Source organism: Streptomyces sp. LHD-70 (assembly GCF_031157275.1).
GTDB lineage: Bacteria > Actinomycetota > Actinomycetes > Streptomycetales > Streptomycetaceae > Streptomyces.
In genome coordinates, this window is the sequence record NZ_JAVIFW010000001.1 from 306594 (window position 1) to 332069 (window position 25476).

At 68.9% G+C, this 25476-nt stretch carries 23 protein-coding genes; 15 read left to right on the plus strand and 8 right to left on the minus strand.

The features are described 5' to 3' along the window. Positions 1–37: 37 nt before the first annotated feature. On the minus strand, positions 38–634 hold the full coding sequence (locus RCO28_RS01330) for a TetR family transcriptional regulator (protein ID WP_308939020.1): 597 nt from the start codon (positions 632–634) through the stop codon (positions 38–40). A gap of 291 nt (positions 635–925) precedes the next feature. On the opposite strand from RCO28_RS01330, the gene RCO28_RS01335 reads away from it, so the two are divergent. The 14 genes from RCO28_RS01335 to RCO28_RS01400 all read left to right on the plus strand — a co-directional run bounded on the left by RCO28_RS01335 (position 926) and on the right by RCO28_RS01400 (position 16047). Next, complete coding sequence (locus tag RCO28_RS01335) at positions 926–1618, plus strand: AfsA-related hotdog domain-containing protein (protein WP_308939021.1); 693 nt, start codon at positions 926–928, stop codon at positions 1616–1618. Then, positions 1611–2303, plus strand: a complete 693-nt coding sequence (locus tag RCO28_RS01340) for an HAD-IB family hydrolase (protein WP_308939022.1) — start codon at positions 1611–1613, stop codon at positions 2301–2303. The genes RCO28_RS01335 and RCO28_RS01340 overlap by 8 nt, the downstream gene beginning before the upstream one ends. A gap of 106 nt (positions 2304–2409) precedes the next feature. Then, on the plus strand, positions 2410–3030 hold the full coding sequence (locus RCO28_RS01345) for a hypothetical protein (RefSeq protein WP_308939023.1): 621 nt from the start codon (positions 2410–2412) through the stop codon (positions 3028–3030). After that, a complete protein-coding gene (locus RCO28_RS01350) occupies positions 3027–3881 on the plus strand; it encodes a hypothetical protein (RefSeq protein ID WP_308939024.1) in 855 nt (284 codons plus the stop codon). Before RCO28_RS01345 ends, RCO28_RS01350 begins: the two co-directional genes overlap by 4 nt. A 143-nt stretch (positions 3882–4024) precedes the next feature. Next, positions 4025–4756, plus strand: a complete 732-nt coding sequence (locus RCO28_RS01355) for an SDR family oxidoreductase (RefSeq protein ID WP_308939025.1) — start codon at positions 4025–4027, stop codon at positions 4754–4756. A 52-nt stretch (positions 4757–4808) separates the two neighbouring features. Then, on the plus strand, positions 4809–5792 hold the full coding sequence (locus RCO28_RS01360) for a DMT family transporter (protein WP_308939026.1): 984 nt from the start codon (positions 4809–4811) through the stop codon (positions 5790–5792). A gap of 98 nt (positions 5793–5890) precedes the next feature. Further along, complete coding sequence (locus RCO28_RS01365) at positions 5891–6886, plus strand: aldo/keto reductase (RefSeq protein ID WP_308939027.1); 996 nt, start codon at positions 5891–5893, stop codon at positions 6884–6886. A gap of 65 nt (positions 6887–6951) precedes the next feature. Continuing rightward, positions 6952–8010, plus strand: coding sequence for a ketoacyl-ACP synthase III (locus RCO28_RS01370; RefSeq protein ID WP_308939028.1), 1059 nt, complete (start codon positions 6952–6954; stop codon positions 8008–8010). A 786-nt stretch (positions 8011–8796) separates the two neighbouring features. Next, positions 8797–10479 carry a DUF6880 family protein gene (locus RCO28_RS01375; protein WP_308939029.1) on the plus strand — a complete coding sequence of 561 codons (1683 nt, stop codon included), beginning with the start codon at positions 8797–8799 and terminating at the stop codon, positions 10477–10479. Positions 10480–10976: 497 nt separating this feature from the next. After that, positions 10977–11270, plus strand: coding sequence for a hypothetical protein (locus RCO28_RS01380; protein ID WP_308939030.1), 294 nt, complete (start codon positions 10977–10979; stop codon positions 11268–11270). Positions 11271–11887: 617 nt separating this feature from the next. Next, positions 11888–13228 (plus strand): MFS transporter, encoded by a 1341-nt coding sequence (locus RCO28_RS01385; RefSeq protein ID WP_308939031.1) that lies wholly within the window; start codon positions 11888–11890, stop codon positions 13226–13228. Continuing rightward, a complete protein-coding gene (locus RCO28_RS01390; RefSeq protein ID WP_308939032.1) occupies positions 13225–14469 on the plus strand; it encodes an amidohydrolase family protein in 1245 nt (414 codons plus the stop codon). Before RCO28_RS01385 ends, RCO28_RS01390 begins: the two co-directional genes overlap by 4 nt. A 31-nt stretch (positions 14470–14500) precedes the next feature. Continuing rightward, complete coding sequence (locus RCO28_RS01395) at positions 14501–15763, plus strand: amidohydrolase (protein WP_308939033.1); 1263 nt, start codon at positions 14501–14503, stop codon at positions 15761–15763. Positions 15764–15870: 107 nt separating this feature from the next. Next, positions 15871–16047, plus strand: a complete 177-nt coding sequence (locus RCO28_RS01400) for a hypothetical protein (RefSeq protein ID WP_308939034.1) — start codon at positions 15871–15873, stop codon at positions 16045–16047. A gap of 148 nt (positions 16048–16195) precedes the next feature. On the opposite strand, the gene RCO28_RS01405 is transcribed toward RCO28_RS01400, so the two are convergent. From RCO28_RS01405 to RCO28_RS01425, 5 genes are all read right to left on the minus strand, one after another. Further along, complete coding sequence (locus tag RCO28_RS01405; protein WP_308939035.1) at positions 16196–17092, minus strand: aminoglycoside phosphotransferase family protein; 897 nt, start codon at positions 17090–17092, stop codon at positions 16196–16198. A 293-nt stretch (positions 17093–17385) separates the two neighbouring features. Then, positions 17386–18798: an aspartate ammonia-lyase gene (gene aspA / locus RCO28_RS01410; protein WP_308939036.1), complete on the minus strand. Its 1413-nt coding sequence runs from the start codon at positions 18796–18798 to the stop codon at positions 17386–17388. A gap of 74 nt (positions 18799–18872) precedes the next feature. Further along, a complete protein-coding gene (locus tag RCO28_RS01415; RefSeq protein WP_308939037.1) occupies positions 18873–19889 on the minus strand; it encodes an asparaginase in 1017 nt (338 codons plus the stop codon). 41 nt (positions 19890–19930) lie between these two features. Continuing rightward, positions 19931–21370 (minus strand): amino acid permease, encoded by a 1440-nt coding sequence (locus RCO28_RS01420; protein WP_308939038.1) that lies wholly within the window; start codon positions 21368–21370, stop codon positions 19931–19933. A 2-nt stretch (positions 21371–21372) separates the two neighbouring features. Continuing rightward, positions 21373–22044, minus strand: coding sequence for a FadR/GntR family transcriptional regulator (locus RCO28_RS01425; protein WP_308939039.1), 672 nt, complete (start codon positions 22042–22044; stop codon positions 21373–21375). 366 nt (positions 22045–22410) lie between these two features. On the opposite strand from RCO28_RS01425, the gene RCO28_RS01430 reads away from it, so the two are divergent. Continuing rightward, positions 22411–22812, plus strand: coding sequence for a hypothetical protein (locus RCO28_RS01430; protein WP_308939040.1), 402 nt, complete (start codon positions 22411–22413; stop codon positions 22810–22812). Between the two features lie 515 nt (positions 22813–23327). Here RCO28_RS01430 and tnpA read toward each other — a convergent pair. Both tnpA and RCO28_RS01440 read right to left on the minus strand, forming a co-directional pair. Next, a complete protein-coding gene (tnpA, locus tag RCO28_RS01435) occupies positions 23328–23744 on the minus strand; it encodes an IS200/IS605 family transposase (RefSeq protein ID WP_308939656.1) in 417 nt (138 codons plus the stop codon). Positions 23745–23840: 96 nt separating this feature from the next. Further along, on the minus strand, positions 23841–25475 hold the full coding sequence (locus tag RCO28_RS01440) for a streptophobe family protein (RefSeq protein ID WP_308939041.1): 1635 nt from the start codon (positions 25473–25475) through the stop codon (positions 23841–23843). Position 25476 lies beyond the last annotated feature (1 nt).

Below are 25476 nucleotides of genomic sequence, written 5' to 3' on the forward strand. Positions count from 1 at the left end.
GGTCCGCGGTCGTCCTGATGGATGACCGTCTGCGCGTTCAGCCTTGTGTGGCGGTAGCGGCGGTCGCGTCCACGACGGCAGCGCCTTGTAGGAGCAGGGAGTGGCGGAGGGCTGCCGACTCCGCGTCGTGGGAGGTGAGCAGTGCACGCTGTTGCTCTGCGACGAAGGGCCAGGTCGCGATGGCGATGAGCGTCAGGATGAGGTGGGCCGTCTCGCAGCGGCCGATGCCTCCCAGGGCTTCGCTGAGCTTGCCGCTCTTGTCCTGGTAGTAGGCCGACCGCTCCTGTCGGCCAGGGAATTCCTGCCCGCCGTAGTACAGGCCCTCCCAGGCGATGAGCCGGGCAAGTGTGGGGTCGTTGGAGTGGTAGTCGAAGATCTCGCCGGTGTAGCGGCGTGCGGCTTCGCGGGTCTCCGGGACGGGAACTTGCTGGCTGAGGTCCTGGTATGCGGTGCTGATGACGGCGGAGAACAGGCCTTCCTTGTCTCCGAAGTTGGCGTAGATGCGTTGCTTGTTGACTCCGGCGTCGGCCGCGATGCGGTCGACCCTGGCGCCGGCGATGCCGTATCGGGCGAACTCGACCCGTGCTGCGGTGAGCAGCTTGTGGCGGGTGACCCGGCTCTTCTCTGTCTGCATGGGGATCCACTCTAGAACACCAACCAACCATCTAGTTAGTTTCAAGACAGGGCAAAGAACCAACTAGATGGTTGCTTCCGAGGTGTGGATCTTCGTAACGTGATCACCGCCGCAGGAGATGCGCGGCAGCGAACGCCGCACGCAACTCCCTACTGCCGTCTGCGCGAAGGGAGTAGGCGGTGATTCTGAACATTCTCGGAGGGGGATTTGAGTATGTCTGACACCACTCAGTCGGTCGTGGTCGTGGGGGACCGATTCACTGGTTTCGCGGCTCAGGAGGGCGTTCTCACCGTGTCGCAGTTCCTCGCGGAGCTGCAGTCCGGTGAATACGTGGAAGGCCCGGTCCGTGTGGTCCGGGCTGGTCAGGGGGTGGGGCACTTCGAGTGGCAGCTCATATGCGATCGCGTGGAGGTGCATGGACTGCAGCATCAGGTGCAACTGGTGCGCCAGCACACCGAACTGACGACTCGTGCGGAGTGCCACAAGCGGAGTGAGCCCAACGCGCTCATAGCCGATCTGCACCGTGTCGATGACCAGCTGTTCCGAGCGTCGTTGCGACTGCACAACGACAACGAGCTGCTCCTGGATCATCAGACGGGTCAGCACGTGCAGGGCATGGTGGCGGTCGAAGCGGCCAGACAGATGTTCCTCGCGGTGACGGAACGCTTCTTCGCCGCCGCGTACACCGGGCGCCGCTACTACTACGTCATCGAGTCCATGAACACGGACTTCGAGAACTTCCTCTTCCCGCTGGATGCACAGATCGAGTACCGCGTCCTGACCTCGGAGTTGAGCGATCCCGCCCGGTTGTCCTTCGCGGTAGAGGTCAGCCTGCTGCAGGCCGGGCGAAGGGCGTCGGCGTCGCGTATCACCTTCAGCGCCTTCGACGACTCGCTGCTCAAGCCCAAGGAGCACCGTCGCGCGGCGCAGGCTGTCGCGCACACCCTGGCTGCCACGATCATGCGGGAGCCCGCCGGTGTCTGAGTATGCGAGCGCCGGGGAGCCGGACGTCGCGTTCTTCGACGTCGACGAGACCCTGATCTCGGTGAAGAGCATGTTCCGCTTCCTGGACTTCTATCTGGAAGCCAGGGGTGAGGCTCCGGGTACCTACCGGCGTCTGGCCGGTGAGCTGCAGCAGATGGCGGGTCTGGGCGTTCCTCGTGAGGCCGTGAACCGTGCCTACTACCGGCTGTACGCCGGTGAGTCGGAGCGTCGGCTCGCTCGGTTGGGCGCCCAGTGGTTCGCCCAGGAGAGCCAGTCGGCGGGCTTCTGGCTGGCGGCGGCCGTGTCCGAGCACGACCGGCTGAGGCGCCAAGGTGCCGCAACCGTGCTGGTCTCGGGGTCCTTCTTCGCCTGCCTCGATCCGATAGCCGAAGCCCTGGACGCAAGCGATGTGCTCGGCGCCCCGGTGGTCATCCGCGACGGGCGGCTGACCGGCGAGATCGGTGAACCAATGATCGGTCGGGGCAAGGAACATGCCGCTCTCAACTGGCTCACACGCCAAGGACTTTCACCCTCCCGCTGCTCGGCTTACGGCGACCACCTGAGCGACGTCCCGCTCCTGCAGGCAGTAGGCACGCCGGTGGTCGTGGGCGACGAGCCCCAGATGGCGAGCCTGGCCGAGCAACGCGGATGGCGCCGCCTGCCATACGCGCTGACCACGGCCTGAAGACGCCCGTCCGGCCAACCCCGACTTCATACGTCGAGGGCAGCGGGCCTTGATCACGCACATCCGATCACTCGAAATTCGCCATCAACACATGTGGAGAACAACCATGTCTGCTTCCCTGATCGTCACCTCTGAACTGTCCGTGAAGCCCGACCGCGTGGACGAAGCTGCTGCCACCTGGCTCAGCCTGCATGCCGACGCGCCGGCCCACGAGCGGGCCCTGTTCCGAGGCCTGGACGGGACCTCGCTCCTCGAATTCACGGTGCTCCCGTCGGTCGCTGATGTCGAGGCGCTGCGGACCGACTGGCAGCGTCAGTTCGATCAGCTCGCTCCCTTCGCGGAAGGCGACTTCGCCCGCGAACTGCTCGAGTTCATCGAGGCTCCCAAGCCCACCGACTTGGCTCTGCCGCAGACCCGCTACGTTCAGATGCGGCACGTCGAGGTCAAGCCCGGCCAGTACCAGGCCTACCGGGCCTGGCGTGAGGAGACCATCTTCGACGTGGTGCGGGGCCACGACGACGCGGCTGTCTTCCTCGCCTACCACTCCCTGCTGAGCAGCGCACCGGGCGTCATGTTCGTCTCCGGCTTCGACTGCCCGCCCGAGCAGTACAACACCGCCTTCACCTCGCCCCGCTACCAGGAGATCGTCCAGCAGGCCGGCGACCGCTACATCACCGGCGGGGACCGCGGTCTGTACACCAAGTTCTACGAGCGGGTGGAGAAGTGACGGCGACGGTGCCGGAGACCGCGGCGACGAGTCGCTCGTACGACCTGAGTGTCACTACACAGGGCCCCGTCTACCCGCCCAGCGAAGTCATGGACCAGGACGGCAACTTCGTCGTCATCGGCCGTCTCAACACGGCAACCGGCCCTCGCTGGGGGAGGGCGGTGGTCTCTGCCGACAGCCCTGTTCCACCTCTCGGCGAGGACCTTCCGTACACGATCGTGCGTGAGCTGCCGGAACAACTCGGGGAGCGGGACCGGCAGATGGAGCTGTACACGCTGCCGCTACCGCTCCCGTGCAACAACTACCCCATGCTCTTCGCACCTGAGCAGCGTCCGGATGCCCACGAAGTGCAGCGGCCGAGCCATCCGTTGCATCAGGCCCCCATCCCGGACCTGAGGGCCGCCGACGGACCGCGTCGGCGGGAAGCGATCACTCTGGAGCAGTGGGTCAGGGCACGCGGCCAGCTCGAGGTCGAGGTGCCGGCCGACGGACGCAGCGCCCGCTTCTCCTTCTCCTTCACCGGGCTGATCCCGGACAGCGTGTACACGGTGATGTCGCTGCGGGAGCGCGATCTGGATCCTGCGGGGCCCACGCGACCTGGCCCGCTGGGCGTGCCCAACGCCTTCTACAGCGACCGGCACGGCATGGCCCACTATCAGGCGACCCTGCCGAATCCGTTCCCCGCGCCCGGCGCCCCCGGGGCGAACCGCATGATCAACGTGGTGGTGCTGTGGATGAGCTACCAGCAGAACTACGGCGGAGCCATCGGCCACTTCGGCCTGGGCGGCGACATCCACGCCCAACTCAAGCTGTGCGGACCGCACTTCGCCGAGTTCACCACCTGCGACTGACCACTTCGGCGGCCGGGCGCGGCCGGATCCCACCCGGCCGGGCGCGGCCGGATCCCACCCGGCCGCGCCCGCGCCGGACGGCCCTGGGCTCGCGGTGCTCTCCTCGACTCGCCCAACTTCCCTCGTACTCAAAGGAGTTCTTCATGCCCGCACTCACCGGCCGTACGGCCCTGATCACCGGAGCCGACCGCGGCATCGGTCTCGCTCTGGCCCGCCGCCTCGGCGCTGAGGGCGCCAACCTCGTCCTGCACTCCAACAACGCGGACGGCCTGCGACAGACCCTCCAGGCCGAGCAATGGCCTGCCGAACGCATCCACACCGCCGTCCTCGACGTCGCGGATGCGGATGCCGTCGAGCGTTCGGTCGCCGAGGCGGTCGACCGCTTCAGCGGCATCGACTATCTGCTCAACGTGGCCGGCATCGTCCACTACGGCGGCATTGAGCAGTGCACCGTCGACCAGTGGCAGCAGACCCTGCAGACCAACCTGACCGGCTACTTCCTCATGGCACGCAGCGTCCTGCCGCACATGCGCAAGGCCGGCGACGGCGTCATCGTCAACATGTCCTCGATCTGGGGACGACGGCCCGCCCCTGGCACCCTCGCCTACTCCGTGTCCAAATACGGAGTCGAAGGGCTCACCAAGTGCCTGGCCGAAGAAGCCCGGCCCTGGGGCGTGAAGGTCTCCAGCCTCGTCCTGGACAAGGTGGACACCAACTTCCGCGACGGCATGGCCGCCCGGATCTCGTACGACGCCGAACAGCGCGATCGCATGCTGTCCGCCGACGACGTCGCCGACGCGACCCTGGCCATCCTGACCAGTTCGTCGCGCGCCCACCCGTCCTCCATCGAGCTGGACGCCTGGCGCTGGATCTGACGCCCCGGCCGCCGATACCCCACTCCTCCCACCACGAGACGGAACAGCAGCAATGTCCTCTTCCAAGACCCTGGTCGGCGCCGCCGGCGGCCTGGCCACCGCCCTTGCCTGGGGCGGCATGTTCGCCGTGGCCCAGTCCGCCTACCAGCACCTCGACCCCTTCCACCTCACAGCCGTGCGCTTCGCTCTCGGCGCCGCAATCTTCCTGGTGCTCCTCGCGCTCAAGGAAGGGGCCGCAGCCTTCCGATACGAGGGCAATCTGGCCAAGCTCTGGGTGCTCGGCACGATCGGCTTCGCCGGGTTCAACCTGCTCACCTACGTGGGCCTCGAGTCCATGCCCGCGCAGAGCTCATCCCTGGTCGTGGCGACCATGCCCCTGGTCACCGTGATCGTCCTGTGGATCAGGACCAAGAAGGCACCCGCGCCCCTGGCCCTGGCCTTCGTCGTCCTCGCACTGATCGGCCTGACCATCGTGCTCGGCAACGGCAACCCGCTCGCAGTGTTCTCCGGCGGCCTGGGCACAGGCGGCCTTCTCACCCTCATCGGCGTGATCTGCTGGGTCGTGTACACCACCAGCGCCGCCCAGTTCCCCACCTGGTCCCCGCTGCGCTTCACCGCCCTGAGCTGCCTGCCCGGCACCATCAGCATCCTGGCCGTCACCGCGGTGAGCCAGGCGGCCGGCTGGACCGGCAGCTTCGGTGTCGGCGACTACGCGGCAGCCTGGTGGCAGATCCTCTACGTCGCCATCCCCGCCACCGCCGTGGCCATCCTGACCTGGAACATCGCCAACCGGAACCTCGGCCCGGCCAACGGGGTGCTCTTCATCAACCTCGTGCCCGTCACGGCGTTCGTCGTCTCCGCGTTCCAGGGACACGCCCCCACCGGAGCCGAACTCACCGGCATCTGCCTCGTCATCGTCTCCCTGCTCGGCGCCAACATCGCCGGGCGCCGCCATGCCGCTCGTACTGCAGTGCCCCAGCCGTCAAGCCCGGACCAGCCGGCAGCAGCCTCCAAGGAACCGGCAGCAGCCCGCTGACACGCCCCCATCACACCCACCGACGGCGGCAGAGCGGCGCAGCGCCCGCCTTCTGCCGCCCCCCACCACCGCGTTCCCGCCACCCGGAGCAACTCACCATGCACACACGCCGCCTCGGCACGCACGGCCCGCTGGTCTCCGAACTCGGACTGGGCTGCATGGGCATGTCCGCCTTCTACGGCCCCCGCAACGACGACGATGCCCGCAACACCCTGCTCACCGCCCTCGACCTCGGCATCACACTCTTCGACACCGCCGACGCCTACGGCAACGGACACAACGAACAGCTCCTCGGCAGGGTCCTCGGCCCCCACCGCGACCGTGTCACCCTCGCCACCAAGTGCGGCATCCGCTCCGTCAGTTCCCAGGGAACCAGCGGCGGCGCCGTCATCGACTCCAGCCCGGCCTACATCCGCCAGGCCTGCGAGGCCTCTCTCACCCGTCTCGGCACCGACCACATCGACGTGTACTACCTGCACCGCCGCGACCCCGGCATCCCCATCGAGGAGTCGGTCGGCGCCATGGCCGAACTGGTCCACGAAGGCAAGGTCCGCCACCTCGGTCTGTCCGAAGTCAGCGCCACCACCCTCCAAGGGGCCCACGCAACCCACCCCATCGCTGCCCTGCAGACCGAATACTCCCTATGGGAACGCTCTTTGGAGGACGACATCATCCCCACGGCCCGACGCCTGGGCGCCGCCATCGTCCCCTACTCGCCCCTGGGCCGCGGCTTCCTCACCGGAGCCGTCACCTCGCTGCACCACCTGACCGCCGACGACTACCGGCATCACGACCCGCGCTTCCAGGGCGGCAACCTCACCCACAACCTCGCCTTGATCGACCGCGTACGCGACATCGCCGACCGCCACGAAGCCACCCCGGGCCAGATCGCCCTGGCCTGGCTCCTCGCCCAGGGCGACGACATCGTCCCCATCCCCGGCACCAAGCGCCGCACCTACCTGCGCGAGAACTCGGAAGCCACCGCACTCCGCCTCACCGGCGATGACCTCGACACGCTCACCCGCTCCGTACCGCGCGACGCCGTCCACGGCCCCCGCTACGGAGACAAGGCCCTGCAACTCCTCAACACCTGAGAACCGAACCTGCTCGCGTGCCCCGGCCGTACCCGGACACCGCACCAACAAGAGGGGAAACGACCATGTCCTGCACCACCTCTCCCTGCCTTTCCGGCGTCTGGTACACCCAGGGCGGCCCACTGGAAGAACCTGCGCCCACCCCGCATCGCCACGGAATCCTCGGCACCGGCTCCTACCTGCCCTCACACACCGTCACCAACAGCGAGATCGCAGCCCGTACCGGCGTGACCGAGGATTGGATCCTCAGCAAGACCGGCATACGCCTGCGCCACTACGCCGCCGACGACGAGGCCACCTCAGACCTGGCCGCCCACGCGGCCCGCGCCGCACTGGCCAACGCCGGTCTGAGACCCGGGCAGCTCTCCTACATCGTGGTCGCCACATCCACCCCCGACCACCCCCAGCCGGCCACCGCCGCGATCGTGCAGCACCTCATCGGCGCCGACAACGCTGCCGCATTCGACGTCAACGCCGTATGCACCGGCTTTCTCTTCGCCCTCAACGCGGCACACGGCATCGTTCCCGAAGACGGATACGGCCTGGTCATCGGCGCCGACATCTACTCCCGCATCATCAACCCCACCGACCGCCGCACCGCGGTCCTCTTCGGCGACGGAGCCGGTGCCGTGGTCCTCGGCCCCGTGGCCGAACCCGGAGGAATTCTCGCCACCCGCCTGCGCACCTTCGGCGACCTGCACCGCACCATCGAAGTCCCCGCCGGAGGCAGCCGGATCCCCGCCCGCCACCAGGCACCGGACGACCCGGCCCACTACTTCGCCATGCAGGGCCGCGACGTACGCGAGTTCGTCACCGATCAACTTCCCCTCGCCATAAAGGAAATCCTGAGGGACACCGACACCAGCCCAGACGACGTCCAACACTTCATCCCGCATCAGGCCAACGGCCAGATGCTCCGGGAGATCGCCCCCACCCTCGGCCTCGACCAGGCCCACCACCACATCGTCGTCGAAGACACCGCCAACACCGGCGCCGCATCCGTACCCCTCACACTCGACCTCGCCAACCGCCGAGGCGCACTGAAGCACGGCGACAGCGTTCTGCTCAGCGCCTTCGGAGGCGGTATGTCCATCGGCACCACCCTGCTGCGCTGGGCCCGATGACAGATCCCTAGGTGGTGTGTTCAAAGAAGATCCGGGTGGTGGATCACGGCCGGGCGATACGCCGTTATGAACTGTCCGATACCGAGTGGGAGTTCGTCCGGTCGCTGCTGCCTGAGTCGTGTGGCGCATGAAGCGGTGGGACAACCGCACAGTGCTCAACCGGATCGTGTGGAAGTTCCGCACCGGGACGGCTTGGCCTGATGTTCCGGAACCCTGGACGGCACGTTCGAGCAGATGCTCCGGACCGCACAGACGAGGGCGGACACATCCGAGCTCTCATGACGCACGAAGGGGTGCACACCAGATGGTGTGCACCCCTTCAGCATGCCTGGTGCCCTGCCCTGCCCTGCCCTGCGGCGGTGTATCAGCCGATCCCCAAGCCGCCTTTAGTAGGGGGTTGGGGCCACCTCCTCAATATGCGCTTGGCCCCGCGGAAGCACGCAGGGATCACCGCCGGGCAGAAGTCTGGCGGGGCTAGCGAATCTCTGGGCTCGCCACGAGCTGGCTCTGAAGCGGACGCGTTCGACGTGGAAAATCTGATGGGGAGTAAGACCGCGTGGCGGCGACGTAGGCGATGGTGGCCTTGCTGCCCTTGCTGCCCTTGCTGCCCTCGCTGCCCTCGCTGACCGTCGGCGAGCCGGCGTACGTCGGAGGTCCCGGTGTATCAAGGGTCCCGCTCGCGAGAGGGCGTCCGGGCGTGCTCAGTCCTCACATGCGGCCGCGCAGGTGTGGACGGCCGGGGCCGTCTGGCCTCCGCGAGCTGCCGTTCCGCAGTTGAATACCGGTGTGGCACGAAAATTTGTGGGGTTCGGCGAGGACGATCTGCGGGCGCTGGCCGGGGCGCGGTCCTTCGGGCGGGGGCTGGGGTACCTGGACGCGGTGAGCGGTCTGGAGGTGGGAGACGGCTCGGTCACCGCCGTGGTGCACGGTACGGAATCCTACGAAGTCGAGCTCACCCTTGGCGGGGACGACGGGCCCTCGGGATGGTGTGACTGCCCCTACGGACAGGAGGGCAACTTCTGCAAGCACTGTGTGGCGGTCGGGCTGACCGTGCTGCGGCGGGCGGAGACGATCCCGCATCAGCGGGCCGCCGCACGGGCACGGGCCTCCGGCCTGGAAGCGTGGTTGACGGCGCTGTCCCGGGACGAACTCCTCTCACTGGTGCGGGAGCAGATCGCCGAGGACCGCCGGCTGCGCCGACGCCTGGAGCTGCGGGCCTCCGCCGCTTGCTCCGACCTCGGTGCGGTCCGGGATCGGATGATTGCGCTGATCGATCCGCGCCCTTTCGCCCGGTACGGGTACGTCGAGTACGCCGATGCCCCCGGGTATGCGCAGCAGGTGGCGGAGGCGGCGGGCGCGCTGCGCGCCCTGACCGCCGACGGTCGGGCGGCGCAGGCTGTCGCTCTGGCCGAGGAGGCGATCCGGGTACTGGGGGAGGCGTACGAGGAGATCGACGACTCCGACGGTGTGGTGGGGCAGGCCGCCGCCGCGGTGGCCGAGGCCCATCTGGAGGCGTGCGGAACCGCGCGGCCCGATCCGGAGCGGCTGGCCGACTGGCTGGTCGGACAGGTGCTCGGAGACAGCCACGACGTGACGGACCTGGACCTGCTCGACTACGCCGAGGTGCTGGGCCCGAGCGGGCTGGCCCGAATGCGGCAGTCGGCGGCCGAGGCGCGGCGGCGCAGTCCTTCCGGCTGGGCGGAGCGGTATCTGATGGAGCGCCTGGTCAAGGCGGAGGGCGACGTCGACGCACTGGTCGCTCTGTACGCACAGGACCTCGACCCAGCCGGTGCCACGCATCTGCGCATCGCCGAGGAACTCGAATCGGCGGGCCGCGCGGACGAGGCGCTCACGTGGGCAGAGCGCGGAATCCGGGACTGTGCCGCCGAGGTGTACATCGACGGCCGCCTGGTCGACTACGTCTGTGCCCGTTACGCGAAGGTGGGGCGGCCGGCGGACGTGGTCGGTGTGCGCCGGGACCGGTTCCGCATCGAGCGGTCCCTGGCCGCCTACCAGCAGTTGCGCTCTGCCGCTCAGGCGGCGCACTGCTGGGAGGCCGAACGCGTGGCCGCGCTGGCCGCTCTGCGGGAGGACGCCCGCCGTGAGTACGGCCGACGGTACGGCGGGCCCGTGCTGATCGACTCGCTGCTCGATGACGGTGATGCGGAGGCGGCCTGGCAGGAGGCCGTCGGCCTCGCCGACGACCGGCAGTGGGAACAACTCGCCGACCTGTCGCGCGAGACGCGTCCGGCCGAGGCGCTCGCGGTCTACCTGCGGCTGGTCGAGCGGATGAAGGAGCCGACCGGCGACCGTGCCTACGAGCACGTGGCGCGACTGCTGTTGGGTGCTCGTGACTGCCATCGTGCGCTGGGGACGCAGGAGGCGTTCGCCGTGTATCTCGCCGGCCTGCGGGCGGAACTGAAGCGTCGGCGCAAGCTGATGAGCATCCTCGACCGGTACGGGCTGTGAAGGGGGTGCGGGCCTGGTGCCCGCTCACCACGTGCCCGGCTGCGCTTCTCAGCCCCTGGGGTGGATCACGCGTACACGCTGGTGTCAGTAGCGGTACCGCGCCTGGACGATGATCGACTCGTCGTCGGTCGGCTTGTATCCCGATTCACCGCCCTTCCGGTTCTCGAGCTTGCGGTGTGGAGCCGGGTGTGGCTGGGCTGGTGGTGCCTGTCGGTGTCGTCGCGGTCGTGGTCTGGCTCTGGCTCAACGTGCGGCTGTTCGGTCCTGTGGGACCCACGAGTTGGGCGGCGAGGGGCATCTACGGTGAGCAGCTCCACATCGACGGCCAACGCCGAACCGGGCCGATGGATACGAGGCTCCGGCTATGAGCGTGAACGACTCATCGTTTCCATACAGCTTGTTCAGTAACTTGGGGGGTGTCAAGGTCTCCCGTACTGAATGCGCAGCCCGGAGCAACGACCGAAGAGGGGGTCCATGGGCGAGGGCAGGCGGGCGTGGTGCGCGCCACCTTCTACGCCCACTGCGACGACAAGCCGCTGCAGATGTTCGTGGACGCCTGCGCGAAGGCGACGGGGGAGGAGTGCCGCGCCCGCGCTCGGCGCGACGCGGTCCGGTCGCGCATCGGCCCCGATCTGCTCGCCCGGGTGTGGGTGGGTGAGCGGATCGCCGTACTGCGCTGGTGGGTTGAGCAGGAATCCCCGTACCTGTCAGCCGAGGAGGTCGTGCGCATGCTGCTCGATCTCGCGCTGCGCGGGAGGTACTGGGCCGGCGGCTTCGAGTCGCAGGGCTGACTTCGCGCTTGTTCACTCCCGACTGGTGGGCATCGGGCTCGTTGCCGTGCGTCCCGCTCGGGCCGGATCACGATCGGGGTCATAGAGCCGCTCCTGGCCCGTCCGTCACCGCAGTACGGCGATCAGGCGACCCCCTCGGGACTGCTTCATCCTTGACAGCTTCCCGCGTTGCTGAACAAGATGTCTTTAAATATTCACCCGGTCTCGCATCTGGGGAATGTGTCCGCTTGGCTTCTGGGGAATTCCGTGCGCCCAGGCATCCATCGGCACACATCCCGAGGTGATCGGGATCGAGGCCGCTCGTTCCCGGCCGCCCGAACTCTTCTACAGGCCCAGCTCGGTTCGGGCGATTCAGTCGGCGGAGACCGAGCGCGTCGCCCCGCTCGCGCTCACCCCATGACATCTACGCCCGGGACGGACACCCGCACCAGCACTGCCCTCAACGGCTCAAACGGCTCAACGGCTCAACGGCTCAGCGACCGGTAGACGGCCGCATGCATCGGGAGAGACCTATGACAGCGGATACGGCCGGATACGGTGCTTCGCACGGGCCCCGGCCGCGAGGATCACGGGGTCCTCGCGGAAAGAACCTGACGCTCCTGACCGCGTCCACCGCGATGGACAACGCCGAGAGCAGCGTGACCACGGTCCTCTTCCCCCTCATGCGTGACGCGATGGGCCTCACCTCATCGGCACTGGGAACGATCGTGGCCGTGGCCAAGGTGGTGGGGATGGTCGCGGGAATCCCGTGGGTGCTGCTGGCCCGCAGGTTCCGGCGCAAGGTCGTCCTGGCCGTGTGCTCCGGCTTCTGGGGCATCTGGATCATCCTGGCCGCCATGGCAGGCGACTTCACGCAGTTCGTCGTGCTCTACGGGATCGCGGCGGCCGGGTTCGCCGGGGCCGGCCCCATCGCCCTGGAGATTCTCGGCGATCTCTACGAGGACAACCGCCGTGGCCGAGTGACAGGCATGCTCTACGGCGGCGTCGCCCTCATCGCCGGGGTGAGCGCGCCGTTGTTCGGCCAGCTCTCCGGTCTGGAGGACGGATGGCGGTACGGATACCTGATTTCGGGCGTGACGTGCCTGGTCGTGGGCGTGCTGATCCTGATGTTCCTGGACGACCCGAGGCCGGCCGCACCACAGCCACTCACCGCAGCGGAGGCCATCGAGGACAAGGCCCGCACCGTGCGCAGCGGACTGCGCGAGCTGGCCCGTATCCGGACCTTCCGGCTCATCCTCTTGCAGCGGCTGTTCTCCGGCCAGAACGTCATGATGAGTTTCGGCGTGGTCTTCCTGGTCGAGGAGCGCGGCTTCTCGACGGCCACCGCGTCCGTCGTCGCGCTCCCGTTCGCGCTCGGGTATCTGGGCGGAACCCTCGCCGGCGGGCTCATCAACGACCGCGTGCATCGGCTGCGTCCGCTGAGCGGCCGGGTCGTCATGCTCCAGATCAGTCAACTGGCCTTCGCGGGTGTCGCGTTGATCTGCATCCAGACGGTCTCGCACAGCATCGGGCTCTACGTCCCGCTCTTCGCCGTACTCGGATTCCTCCAAGGACAGGTCCCCGTCGTAAACCGGCCGTTGATCATGGCGGTGGTCCGTCCCGAACTGCGAGCCCTGGCCTTCGCGGTGTCGGTCTCCACAGTCGAAGCCTTCGCCTACGCCGGCTACGCGCTGCTGACGGGCTTCCTGGGCGATGCCGTCGGCCTGCAGAGCGCACTGCTCATCGTGACGGTCCTGCTCACTGCGTTCAACGGGCTGGCCTCGGCGGCCCTGTACCGGCCGTATGCACACGACAGCACCGCTCTGACCGACCTGACGCTACGCAAAGGCCTACGCAAAGGCCTACGCAAAGGCCTACGCAAGGGCCCAACCGCAGCCGCCCCGGAAGGGGCATCCCGGCCGTCTCCTGATCCCGGCCCCCTCCCCGCACCACACACGAAGGAACTACCGCCGTCATGAACGACACCACAGTCAGCGCCCTCATAGTCCGGGGTGGCCCCCTCATCGACGGCACGGGCGCCACCCCCGTAGCCGACGGAGCGGTCCACGTCGTCGACGGCCGCATCACCTGGGCAGGGTCCGCCTCCGCCGCACCTCCGGCACCACGGGGAGCCCGCGCGATCGACGCCCGAGGCGGCGCCATCCTGCCCGGCTTCATCGACTGCCACGTGCACCTCGCGGCGCCCGGCGGCGAGATGAGCCGCGTTCAGCTCGCGGCGATGCCCGCCTCTCTGCGCACCCACCTGACCACGCCGCGCCTGTTGAACACCCTGCTGTCCGGCGTCACCACCGCACGCGACCTTGCGGGGCTCGACGCCGGCTTCAAGCAGGCGGTGGCCCGCGGCCTGGTCGCCGGACCGCGCCTCCAGGTCGCCGTGGCGATGATGTCGCCCACCGGCGGCCACGGCGACTTCCGCATGCCCACGGACAACGGCCCCACGGAGCCCTCCGTCAGCCGCCTCGCCGACGGCATCGCGCAGTGCGCACACGAGGCCAGGAACCTGCTGCGGCAAGGCGCCGACCTGATCAAGGTCGCGGCCTCGGGCGGCGTGGGCAGCCCCACCGACCAGCCGGACGACGAAGGCTTCACCGAGGCGGAGATCCGCACCATCGTCGACGTGGCACGCGCACACCGCGGCAAGCGCGTCGCCGCGCACGCACAGGGACGCGGAGGAATCCTCAACGCGCTGCGCGCCGGCGTCGACAGCATCGAGCACGGCTACGAGATCGACGACGAGATCATCGACCTCATGCTCGCCCAGGGCACCTTCCTCGTACCGACCCTGTCCACCGCCACCGCGAGCTTCGACCCGGCCGTCACCCCCGCGTGGACCGTCGCCAAGAAGAAGCAGTGGCAGGCACGCGCACTCGCCGCGATTCCGCGCGCCGTCGAGCGCGGCGTGAGGATTGCGATGGGCACGGACTGCGGCGTATCCGCGCACGGCGACAACCTGCGCGAGCTGGGCCACCTCGTCGACTGCGGCATGACGCCCATGAACGCGATCCTGGCAGGCACTTCGGTGGCCGCCGAACTCCTGGGCCTCGCGGCCGACATCGGAACCCTTGAGGCAGGCAAGCGCGCCGACGTCGTCATCGCTTCCTGCGACCCACTCGCCGACATCCACAAGCTGGGGGATGCCGCGAACATCCCGGTGGTCATCAAGGACGGCTCGGTCCACAAGAACACCTTCGAGAACTGACCTCGACATCCGACGGGAGAAACGGAACCACATGTCCACGGCACCCTCCACGGCGGCGACGGCACACACCCTCGCCGCGGACCACGACCACCCCGCCGTCCTCGCGCTCTATGAGGAACTGCACCGCCACCCCGAGCTCTCGCATGCCGAGCACACCACGGCCGCCCGCGTCGCGAAGGAACTGCGGGCCCTCGGCGTCGAGGTGACGGAGAACGTCGGCGGTACCGGAGTCGTCGGGGTCCTGGAAAACGGTCCGGGCCGCACTGTGCTGGCGCGCGCGGACATGGACGCGCTGCCTGTCCAGGAGGCGACCGGACTGGCCTATGCGTCACGTGTCGACGGGCTCATGCACGCTTGCGGCCACGACATGCACACCGCCATGCTGATCGGCGCCGCCCAGGCCCTCGCTCGCGGGCGCCAACACTGGAGCGGGACAGTGCTGTTCGTCTTCCAGCCGGCCGAGGAAACCGGGGAAGGCGCCCTCGCGATGCGCGACGACGGCCTGCTGAAGCGGTTCCCTTGCCCCGACGTACTGCTCGCCCAACATGTCAGCGCCGGACCCGCGGGCCTTGTGGCCCATGTCGAAGGCCCGGTTCTGGCAGCCTCGACCTCCCTCGACGTCGTCATCAACGGACGTGGCGGCCACGGATCACGCCCCGACACCACGATCGACCCCATCGTCATCGGCGCCGCCGTGGTCGGCCGGGTGCAGTCGATCGTTGCCCGGGAGATCGCCCCGCGCCAAAGTGCCGTCGTCACCGTGGGACGGTTCCACTCCGGCACAGCGAACAACGTCATCCCCGCGACAGCGGAGCTCGGCCTGTCCGTGCGCTCGGCCTCGGGCGAACTCCAGGACCAGATCGTGACGGCGATCCGGCGCATCGTGACCGGCGAGTGCGCGGCGGCGGGCACCCTCGCCGAGCCGGAGATCCGCATCGTGAAGTCCATGCCTGCGACGGTCAACGACCCCCGGACGGCCCGCCGCATCGCGCAGACGCACCGGGAGATGTTCGGCGCCGCACGCATCATCGACCCCGGAGCGGCCATGGGCAGCGAGGATTTCTCCGAACTCGCGGTCCGCCCTGACGGTACGTCAATTCCCTACCACTACTGGTTCCTGCCCTCCACCCTGGCCCCGGTCTGGGATGCGGCTCCCGGCACGTCACTGGAGGAGAAGTTCGCGCAGGTGCCGAGCGCCCACAGCCCGCACTTCGCCCCCGACCCCGCGGTACTCGGTCAAGGCGTCGCCGCCATGACCGGCGCGGTACTGACCGAACTCGACCAGAGGACGTAGCGCGGGCCCCGGCCTGCCGGAGCTGCCCTGAGGGCGACGCCTGGTACACGCATCGAGCAGACGCTGGCGAGGTCCGAAGCAGCGTCTTCCGGCTCCGCCTTGTTGCCATGGGCCCGGAGGCGCAGCAGCTTGCCGAGCAGGCTGCCGCGATACAGGTGAAGACTCGGGAGATCTTCTTCGCTGCCGACAGGGCGGACATGCTCGCCCGAGGCGAGGCAGCGGAGCATGCCTGTGAAGCCTTCGCGGTCGCCGCCAGAGAGGTGCTGGCCGAGAAAGACCGATAAGCAGCGGCACAGCCGCACAACGTTCGACGAGAACCGCTCAAAGTTCGGCGCGACGGAACACTGGAGCCTCGTCCAGGGGACACTCAGTGCTGCTGTCCGTGAGGGCGGAAAGCGATCGTCTCTGTCACGGCCTACGACCGGGGCGACATCACTCCATCGACTCCAGAATGCGGTCGAGTGTCCGGCGCCCCATGCTGCTCATCGTCGGATTGCTCTCGGCGTAGTACCAGACAACACCCATCGCCTGGTCGAACGCCCATGCCTTGCCGCGCTCCCACTCCAGATCGTCACAGGCCAGTGCCCGTCGGAGCACTTCCCGCGGGCCTGGCTGCAACAGGTGCCAGGCACTGACCAGGTCCAGCGCGGGGTCGGCCGGGCCGAAGCCGCCGGTGTCGAGTACGCCGCTGAGCCGGTCTCCCGCGACCAGTACGTTGCCGGGAATCAAGTCACCGTGGCTCATCACGTCGGCACCCGTGCGCGGCAACTCCCGAAAGTGGCTCCACACCTGGCGCAGCCGGGGCACGTCGAGCAGCCCCTCACTCTCCTCGAAGCACTCCGCCATCCAATCGTCGTGGTCGGTGAGAACGCCGCCACGATTTTCGCCGCTGAAAAGCCGCCCCCGCGTCTCGGCGTCCCGCAGGGCGGCGATGAAGGCCGCAAGGTCCTCGGCAAAAGTGGCCGACCCACTCGGGTCGGCATCAAAGGCGACCGTTCCCGGCAGCCATGTCTGGACCGACCACGGCATGGGGTAACCCGCTCCGGGCTTTCCCAAGGCGACGGGTTCCGGGGCGGGGAACCGGGAGACCTGCGCCAGCTCCGCGCTCGCCTGGGCTTCCTGCTCCAGAACAGCCAGCGCCTCGGCGGCATCGACTGGACGCAGTGGGAAACGCGCGGAGAGGTCGTCCCCGATGCGGAAGATGGCGTGGACCGTACCGGTCGACGGCAGGGGTCGGATCGGCTTGCCGCTCCACTGAGGGAACTGTTCTTGGATCAAGGTCGCAACGATGTCGGTGGTCAGGTCCACCTGGTCATCGTGCATAGCCATTCCCGCAAGCCCTTCCACCAGTCCCATTCGAAACGCCGGAAGCAGACCAGATCAGCTCAGACGACAGCCAGTATTCATGCGCCAGGGTTCAGATCAATTGAGTTTTTCGCCCACCCAGGTGTCTCAAACCGTTCTGGTCGCCCCAGGTCACAGGGCCGGCTTCGGACCAGATCACTTGAGACGGTGCCGGTGAGCGACGCCTCCGTCAGGCCGCACGACTCATCACAGGTGAAGGGTGCTTCGATCGGACAGGCCGGGAGCCCCGCGCTCAACCGCAGGTGGGGCAACCCGCCTCAGGTCACGGGCACGCCGCTGCCCGCGACGACCTCGGGCCGCAGCAGGGCGGCGAGCTTTTCGGCGGGCAACAGGCCCTTCTCCAGGACGAGTTCGGCCACGCCCCTGCCGCTGACGAGGGCCTCCTTGGCGATGTCGGTGGCGGCGGTGTATCCGATGTGCGGGTTGAGGGCGGTGACCAGGCCGATGGAGTTCTCCACGCTCGCGCGCAGCGCCTCGGTGTTGGCGGTGATGCCGTCGACGCAGCGCTCGGCGAGCGTGAGGCAGGCGGCCCGCAGGTGGGTGATGCTCTCAGACAGGGAGTGCAGGATGATCGGCTCGAAGGCGTTGAGCTGGAGCTGTCCGGCCTCGGCGGCCATGGTGATGGTGACGTCGTTGCCGATCACCTCGAAGGCGACCTGGTTGACGACCTCGGGGATCACGGGGTTGACCTTGCCGGGCATGATCGACGAACCGGCCTGAACGGGCGGGAGGTTGATCTCGCCGAGACCGGCGCGCGGCCCGGAGGACAGCAGGCGCAGGTCGTTGCAGCTCTTGGAGAGCTTGACGGCGATGCGCTTGAGGACGCCGGACATCTGGACGAACGCGCCGCAGTCCTGGGTGGCCTCGACCAGGTTGGCGGCGGTGACCAGGGGCAGCCCGGTGATGTCGGAGAGGTGGCGGCGGGCCGACTCGGCGTATCCGGCAGGGGCGTTGAGGCCGGTGCCGATGGCCGTCGCCCCCAGGTTGATCTCGTGGACCAGTTCGACGGCCTCGGCGAGGCGGCTGCGGTCCTCGTCGAGCATGACGGCGTACGCCGAGAACTCCTGGCCGAGCGTCATCGGCACCGCGTCCTGGAGCTGGGTGCGGCCCATCTTCAGGACGTCACGGAACTCGACGGCCTTGCGGCCGAAGGAGTCCTGCAGGACGGCCATCGCCTTGAGCAGGCCGCGCACCGCGAAGACCGTCGCGACCTTGACGGCGGTGGGGTAGACGTAGTTGGTGGACTGGCCGAGGTTGACGTCCTCGTTGGGGTGCAGGTGCTCGTACTGCCCCTTGGCGTGGCCGAGCAGCTCCAACGCCCGGTTGGCGACGACCTCGTTGGCGTTCATGTTGGTCGAGGTGCCGGCGCCGCCCTGGATGACGTCCACGACGAACTGGTCGTGCAGCTTGCCGTCGCGGATCTCGCGGCAGGCGGCGACGATCGCGGCGGCCTTCTCGGGCGACAGCAGACCGAGTTCCTCGTTGGCGAGGGCGGCGGCTTCCTTGACCGCGGCGAGGGCGTCGATGAGGTGCGGGTAGGCGGAGATCCGGGAGCCCGTGATGGGGAAGTTCTCCGTGGCGCGCAGGGTGTGCACGCCCCAGTACGCGTCGGCGGGAATGTCCCGGTCTCCGAGCAGATCGTGTTCGCTGCGAGTGACGTCGGCGGCCATGACGGTGTCGGTCTTCTTTCCGAAGTACGAATCAGGGGTAGGCAGTTGAGGGTTGCGGGGGCGGAGGAGGGTGGTCAGGCACAGGTCGGCAAGGTGACCGGGGCCAGGGCGCGCAGGGGCCGGATGGACCCCACCGGTCGCCCGCCGCCGAGCAGCGGTTGCCCGGCGAACTCGGTGAGCGACTCGGGGTCCACACCGGCCCGGACGAGGGCGGCGGCGGCGACCGGGACGCGGGCCCGGTCGGCACCGTCGGCGATCTTCACCGCGATCGCGCGGCCGTCCGGGAGCGCGGCGACCTCGACGCCCTCGAAGCCGTCCTTGGCGAGGAGTCCGGGAACGGCCCCCATCAGGGCGGCCACGTCGCGGCCGGCGCCGGAGGCCATCTCGGCGTGCTCGCGCATGGCGTTCGCCAACCGGGCCTCGTGGGTGCCGGGGGCGGCGGAGGTGATCCGGGCGGCGGCGCGGGCCAGGCCGTGCAGCGAGACGGAGAACAGCGGGGCGCCGCAGCCGTCGACGGTCACCTGGGCGATGCGCTGACCGGTGAGGTCCTCGACGGCGTCGGCGATCGTCTTCTGGAGGGGGTGGCCGGGGTCCGGATAGTCGTCCAGGGACCAGCCGTTGAGCTTGCAGGTGTACAGCATCGCCGCGTGCTTGCCCGAGCAGTTCTGGGCGAGGCGCGAGGGCGAGCGGCCCTCGCGCAGCCAGCTGTCCCGGACAGCGCTTCCGTACGGCATGTCCGTGACGTTGCGCAGGTCGTCCTCGGTGACTCCGGCGAGGTCGAGGATGCGCCGGGCTCCGGCGAGGTGGCGTTCCTCGCCGGAGTGGCTGGCGGCCGTGAGGGAGAGCAGCTCGCCGTCGAGGGGGAGCCCCGCCCGGAGCATGGCGACGGCCTGGACGGGCTTGAGTGTCGAGCGCGGGTGGAACGCGGCCTCGATGTCGCCGATCTGGAAACGGACCTCGCCGTCGGCCCCGAGGACGACGACGGAGCCGTAGTGGATGCCCTCGACGACGCCACCGCGGACGAGGTGGGCGACGGGAGCGTGGAGGGGTTCGCGGACCAGGGGTGCGTCCGCCGGTGAACTGCCGTACATCACTGTCTCTTTGAGGATTGACGAAGGGGGTGCCGGGCCGGTCAGGCGTCGACGTCGGACGGGGTGCGTGTCTGGCGGCGGCGGATGGCGTACCACCCGGCGACGAGCGCGGCGACGATCAGCGGCAGACACAGCACGGTCGTGCGTCCGGCGCCGCCGTCGGCGTACATGAGGACCAGGACGGTGGCGAGGAAGGCCAGCGTCACGAGTTGGGTCCAGGGGGAGCCGGGCAACTGGTAGCCGGGGCGGTCGAGTTCGCCCCGCTGGGTCTTCTGCCAGAACACCAGGTGACAGATCATGATCATGCCCCAGGTGGCGAGGATGCCGACCGCGGCGAAGTTCAGCACGATCTCGAAGGCGTCGGCCGGGACCACGAAGTTCAGGCCGACACCCAGCACACAGATACCGCTCGTGAGCAGGATGCCGCCGTACGGGACCTGGCTGCGGCTCATCACGCCGGTGAACTTCGGCGCGGAGCCGGACATCGCCATGGAGCGCAGGATGCGGCCGGTGGAGTACAGGCCGGAGTTGAGCGAGGACATCGCCGCGGTGAGCACGACGAGGTTCATCACCCCGCCCGCCGCCGGAATGCCGATGTTGGAAAGCACGGTCACGAAGGGGCTCTCGGCGGACGTGTACTTGCTCCACGGCAGCAGCATCGAAAGGAGCACCACCGAGCCGACGTAGAACAGGCCCACACGCCACATGATCGAGTTGATCGCCTTCGGCATGATCTTCTCGGGGTTCTCGGTCTCACCGGCCGCGACACCGACCAACTCGACGGAGGCGTACGCGAAGACGACGCCCTGGATGATCAGCAGCATCGGCAGCAGACCGTTGGGAAAGACGCCGCCGTGGTCCGCGATGAGGGCCGGGCCGGGGGTGCTGCCGTCGATCGGGTGCTGCGTGACAAGCAGGAAGATGCCGATGCACATGAAGAGCACCAGCGCGCCGACCTTGACGATGGCGAACCAGAACTCCAGCTCGCCGAAGATCTTCACCGAGATCAGGTTCACGGTGAGGACCACGGCAAGGGCGATCAGCGCGATCACCCACTGGGGTATGTCGGAGAACATGCCCCAGTAGTGGGTGTAGGTGGCGACCGCGGTGATGTCGGCGATGCCGGTGGTGGCCCAGTTCAGGAAGTACATCCAGCCCGCGGTGTACGCGCCCTTCTCGCCGAGGAACTCACGGGCGTACGACACGAAGGCGCCGGACGACGGGCGGTACAGGACGAGTTCGCCGAGGGCGCGCACGACCAGGAAGGCGAAGAGGCCGCAGACGGCGTACGCGATGAAGAGGGCGGGCCCGGCGTCCGCGAGGCGGCCGCCTGCGCCGAGGAAGAGGCCGGTGCCGATGGCGCCGCCGATGGCGATCATGTTGACGTGCCGGGACTTCAGCGACTTGCTGTAGCCCGCGTCACCGGCGTCGACGTGCCGGGTTGCAGGGCGCATCTCTTCTTTGAGGTGCTGTTCGCTCACGCCTAGGGTCCGCCTTCCGGGGGAGTGTCCGTACGCGCGGGGCGCACGATGTCGGTGAGGGTCGTCGAGACGCGGTTGAGGTGGTGGCTCATGGCGTCCTCGGCGTCGTCCTCGGAACCGTCGATCAGCGCCTCGACGATCATGCGGTGCTCAACGTTGGACTGTTCGCGGCGGCCGCCCAGCTGGTTCAGGAAGGCCGACTGCCGGGCCAGCGCGTCCCGGATCTCCTCGATGACCCGCCGGAACACCGGGTTCTGGGCGGCCTCCGCCACGGCCAGATGGAAGAGGGTGTCCATCGCGACCCAGGCGGTGGTGTCGGTCTCCTGCTCCATGCGGTCGAGCAGGTGGGTCAGCTGGTCGAGGTTCTCCGGGGTGCGGCGTCGGGCCGCGTACCGGGCGACCGGGATCTCCACGTGGTGGCGCACCTCAAGGAGGTCGCTGGCCGCGTAGTCGCCGAAGGTGGGGTCCTCGACGGTGTTCGCGATCACGAAGGTGCCCTTGCCGGTCTTGGCGACCGTGAGCCCCATGGTCTGCAGGGCGCGCAGGGCCTCCCGCAGCACGGGCCGGGACACCTCGAGGGTGCGGCAGAGCTCCGCCTCGGAAGGGAGCTTGTCGCCAATGGCGTACTCGCCGCGCTCGATGGCGCCGCGGAGGTGGGCGAGAACCGCTTCCATGGCGCTGACACGCCGCGGCCCCGGGCCACCTGTCTGGCTGTCTGACAGGTTCACGCAGCAGATATTCCGGGCTGCGGGGCGTGGATGTCAAGGGGTGGGGGAGAGCCGATGCCAAGGGGCGGGGGAGAGTCGCTGGCAAGGGGCGGGGGCAGCTGCAGGTGGAGTGAGAACCGGCTGTGTGTTGTCCGTGGGGTTCGAACTGCCGCTGTACGTAGGCACGTTGTGGTGTCACCAGAGGTGCGGGGGTGAAGGCGGCCCTGCCGTCTCTCGTACCGGACGAGCTGGAATGGAACGTTCGGATTCCCGTGACCCGTACTGCACGGCTGTCTACGACCGCACTCACCGGTGGCCCTAGGGTGGTCCCTCATGGACTCCCTCACCAATGACCTGCCGTTGCTGGAGTTGCTGTGCGCCGGTGACGAAGTGCGGGTCCCCGGCGAACTCGAATCGTCGGGCCCTCACGAGCATGCTCCCGACGCGGTCGTGGACACATACGTGGTCGACGGCGGCCGGCTGCTTCTCACTCTCTGGCGCGGCCGGCTGCATGAGGTGATCTACCAGACCCCGGCGGAGTCCGGAGAGGACGCAGCGCGGCGCAATGACCGGCTGTTCGCGCACTACGGACAGGGCGACGACTGGACCGAGATTCTCGACAACGGTTTCGGCAAGACCTATCGCCGTGCCGATCAGCGGCGGTACGCGTTGTGGAGCTACGCGATGGACGTCACGACCTTCGGCACGATGGACTTCCATCAGGTCATGTGGTAGCCGCCCCGGCGTCCGAGGACGAGGTGCGGTGAACCTTCGCCCAGTACCGGGTGACCGTTCCTACGGCTGACACGGGAAGAGGCCGTGCCCAAGGTCGGCATCGTCACGCGGCATAGACGTGTTCAACGTCCCGGCCCCCGTGTCGAAGCCCGCCTCGCCGTAGCCGAGGATCGAATCGGATAGAGATGTCCGCTTCTCCGGCAGAACCGCAGGTGAGAAGCGCCACCCATTTAAGGTGCGAGTCCCACCCGCCCCACTGGAAGTTGCGCGCCCCCGGTCCGTTTCCAGTTGGCCCTGGACCCACATTCCGTGCGACAGCGCCTGGATGGGCGGGAGTTGGGGGTGAGGGTTTGCGGACCGTTCAGCGGAATCCTTGCGAGGAACCCCGGTCGTTCAGGGGCCGGGAGGAATCGCATCTCGTGGTTGCGACGCGGAGCGTCGCGGTGCCGGGTTTGACGGGCGCGGAGCGCCCCTACGGCTGCCCGGCGGAGCCGGGAACTGCTGTGCCGTGTCGGTCAGTCGGGCCGCTTCTGGTTCTCGATGTACTGCTTGACCACGGTGAGCGGGGCGCCGCCGACGGAGGCTGCGAAGTAGGACGGTGACCAGAAGTGCTCGCCCCACAGGTAGCGGTTGATGTGGTCGGGAAACTCCTGGCGAAGTCGGCGTGCGGAGACGCCCTTGAGGGAGCCGACCAGGCGGGCCAGGGCGACCTTGGGCGGATAGTGAACGAGCAAGTGGACGTGGTCTGCTTCGCCGTTGAACTCGCGCAGCTCGGCGCCGAAGTCCGCGCACACGTCGCGCATGATCTCCTCACAGCGCCTCAGGGCGGCATCGGTGAACACTGTGCGCCGGTACTTCGGCGTGAAGACCAAGTGCGCGTGCAGGCTGTGTACGACGCTGCGGCCCCTGCGTATGTCGGGGGGGCCGGTCAGGCAGGGCGGTCGCGCCGACCGGACCGGCCCCGGAGACAGGTCATGGTCATGTCCTGGTGTCAGCCACGAGGACAGGTCCTCGTCCTTGAGGAAACCTCACGAACCTGTGTCCGGTTGAGGACGAGGCCGCAGACCCCCACCCACCCGGCCGGGCCCCGTGCGGGCCCCCTGGCGACCGGCCCGGACCGCGTGGAGGCGACTGCCCGCGTAGCAGGCGAGGCCGGCCAGGACGGAACCGGTGAGAGCCGGGAGTCGTACGGAACCGTCGAGGCCGGCGTCCATCCCGCCCATCTCGTTGCCCATGAGGGAGAAGCCGATCCCCACCGAGACCTGTGAGACCAGGCCGAGGGCCAGGACGCAGAGGCCCACGGCCACACCGGCGCGCAGCGCGATCTCCAGGTGCCGGCCGAGCACGGCGTTCGACTCCTCGCGGGCCGTTCGTGCCGGGGTGCGGGCGCCGGTGCGGTAACCCGCGTACACGAGCAGGCACGCCAGGAGGGTCAGGCCGATCAGCCACAGCGGGAGGCCGGCCACGGCCTTGCCGCTCAGATCGATCTGCTTGGCCCCGCCGTCGGCGCCGGAGCCGGAGCCGGTCGCTCCGCCGAGTCCGCCCGCGCCGCCCATGCCGCCGGCACCGCCGCCCATGCCGCCGAGACCGCCCATCATGCCGCCGCCTTCGGGCTGTCGGCGCTCCAGACCGGCCTGCCAGGACGCGCCCAGACCCGAGGTGAGGACGGTCGAGATCAGGTTCGGGGCGGCCAGGAGCAGCGCCCCCGCGGCCTTCGCCGCCTGATCGCGCCCGGTCGCCGCGGCCGCTCCGGCGAGGAGCGCGAGGAACAGGGCGACCGTGCACAGGGCGGTGAAGATCCCGGTCAGGGTCGAGGCGACCGGGTTCCACTTGAGGCGCGCCCGGCTGAGCGCGACAGGGCCGGGCAGCGACGTGCGACGAGCGGCCAGACAGCCGAGGCCGATGACGAGCGCCACTTCGAGCACCGCGAGGAACCCGGTCAGCGCGATGTCCGTGGTGAAGTCGACGGAGGAGATTCCGCCGCCGCCCGTCAGCTTGCCGAGCCCGCCTCCCGAGCCGCCCTTGCCGAGCTTCTCCGCAACGCTCTCGGGAAGAGTCAGCGTGCCGCGTGCCAGGTACGCCAGTACGGGTGCGATGACGGCGGTGACGCCGAGCGCCCCTCCTGTGCGGGCGATCAGCAGCGCGGGAGCCGGGCGCATACGGCGGCGCAGCGGCCGGAAGAAGCACCAGCCGAGGACGGCCGCTCCCAGGAACGTGACCATCAACGGCATGGCCCCCACCTGACCGGCGACACCGAGGCTGAGACCGCCACCGCCGCCGCCGCCACCACCGAGCATGTCGAGCATGCCTCCACCGGCGCTGGCACCGGCACCAGCACCGGCACCGGCCTTCGGCGCGAGGTCGGCGGCCAGGCCGATCTTCCCGCCGAACGCGAGGCTGATGACCGCCGGGACGAGCTGGGTCAGCGGCGCGCTGCCGTCGGCACCCAGGGCGCGCAGCGCGAGGTATCCGGCGACTGCCATGGCGGCGATCGCGGCCATGACGGCCAGGCCTCCTTCCAGGGCGTGGCGCGCGGCGCCCCCGCTGGGCCTGGGCGAGGACGGCTCGGCTCCGGCCTTCCCCGGCCCGGTCCCGCGCGCCGGTGCGGCGGCCTCGGTGGACGCTGCTCCCCTTACCGACCGCGTCGTCGTTGTCCGGCTCATG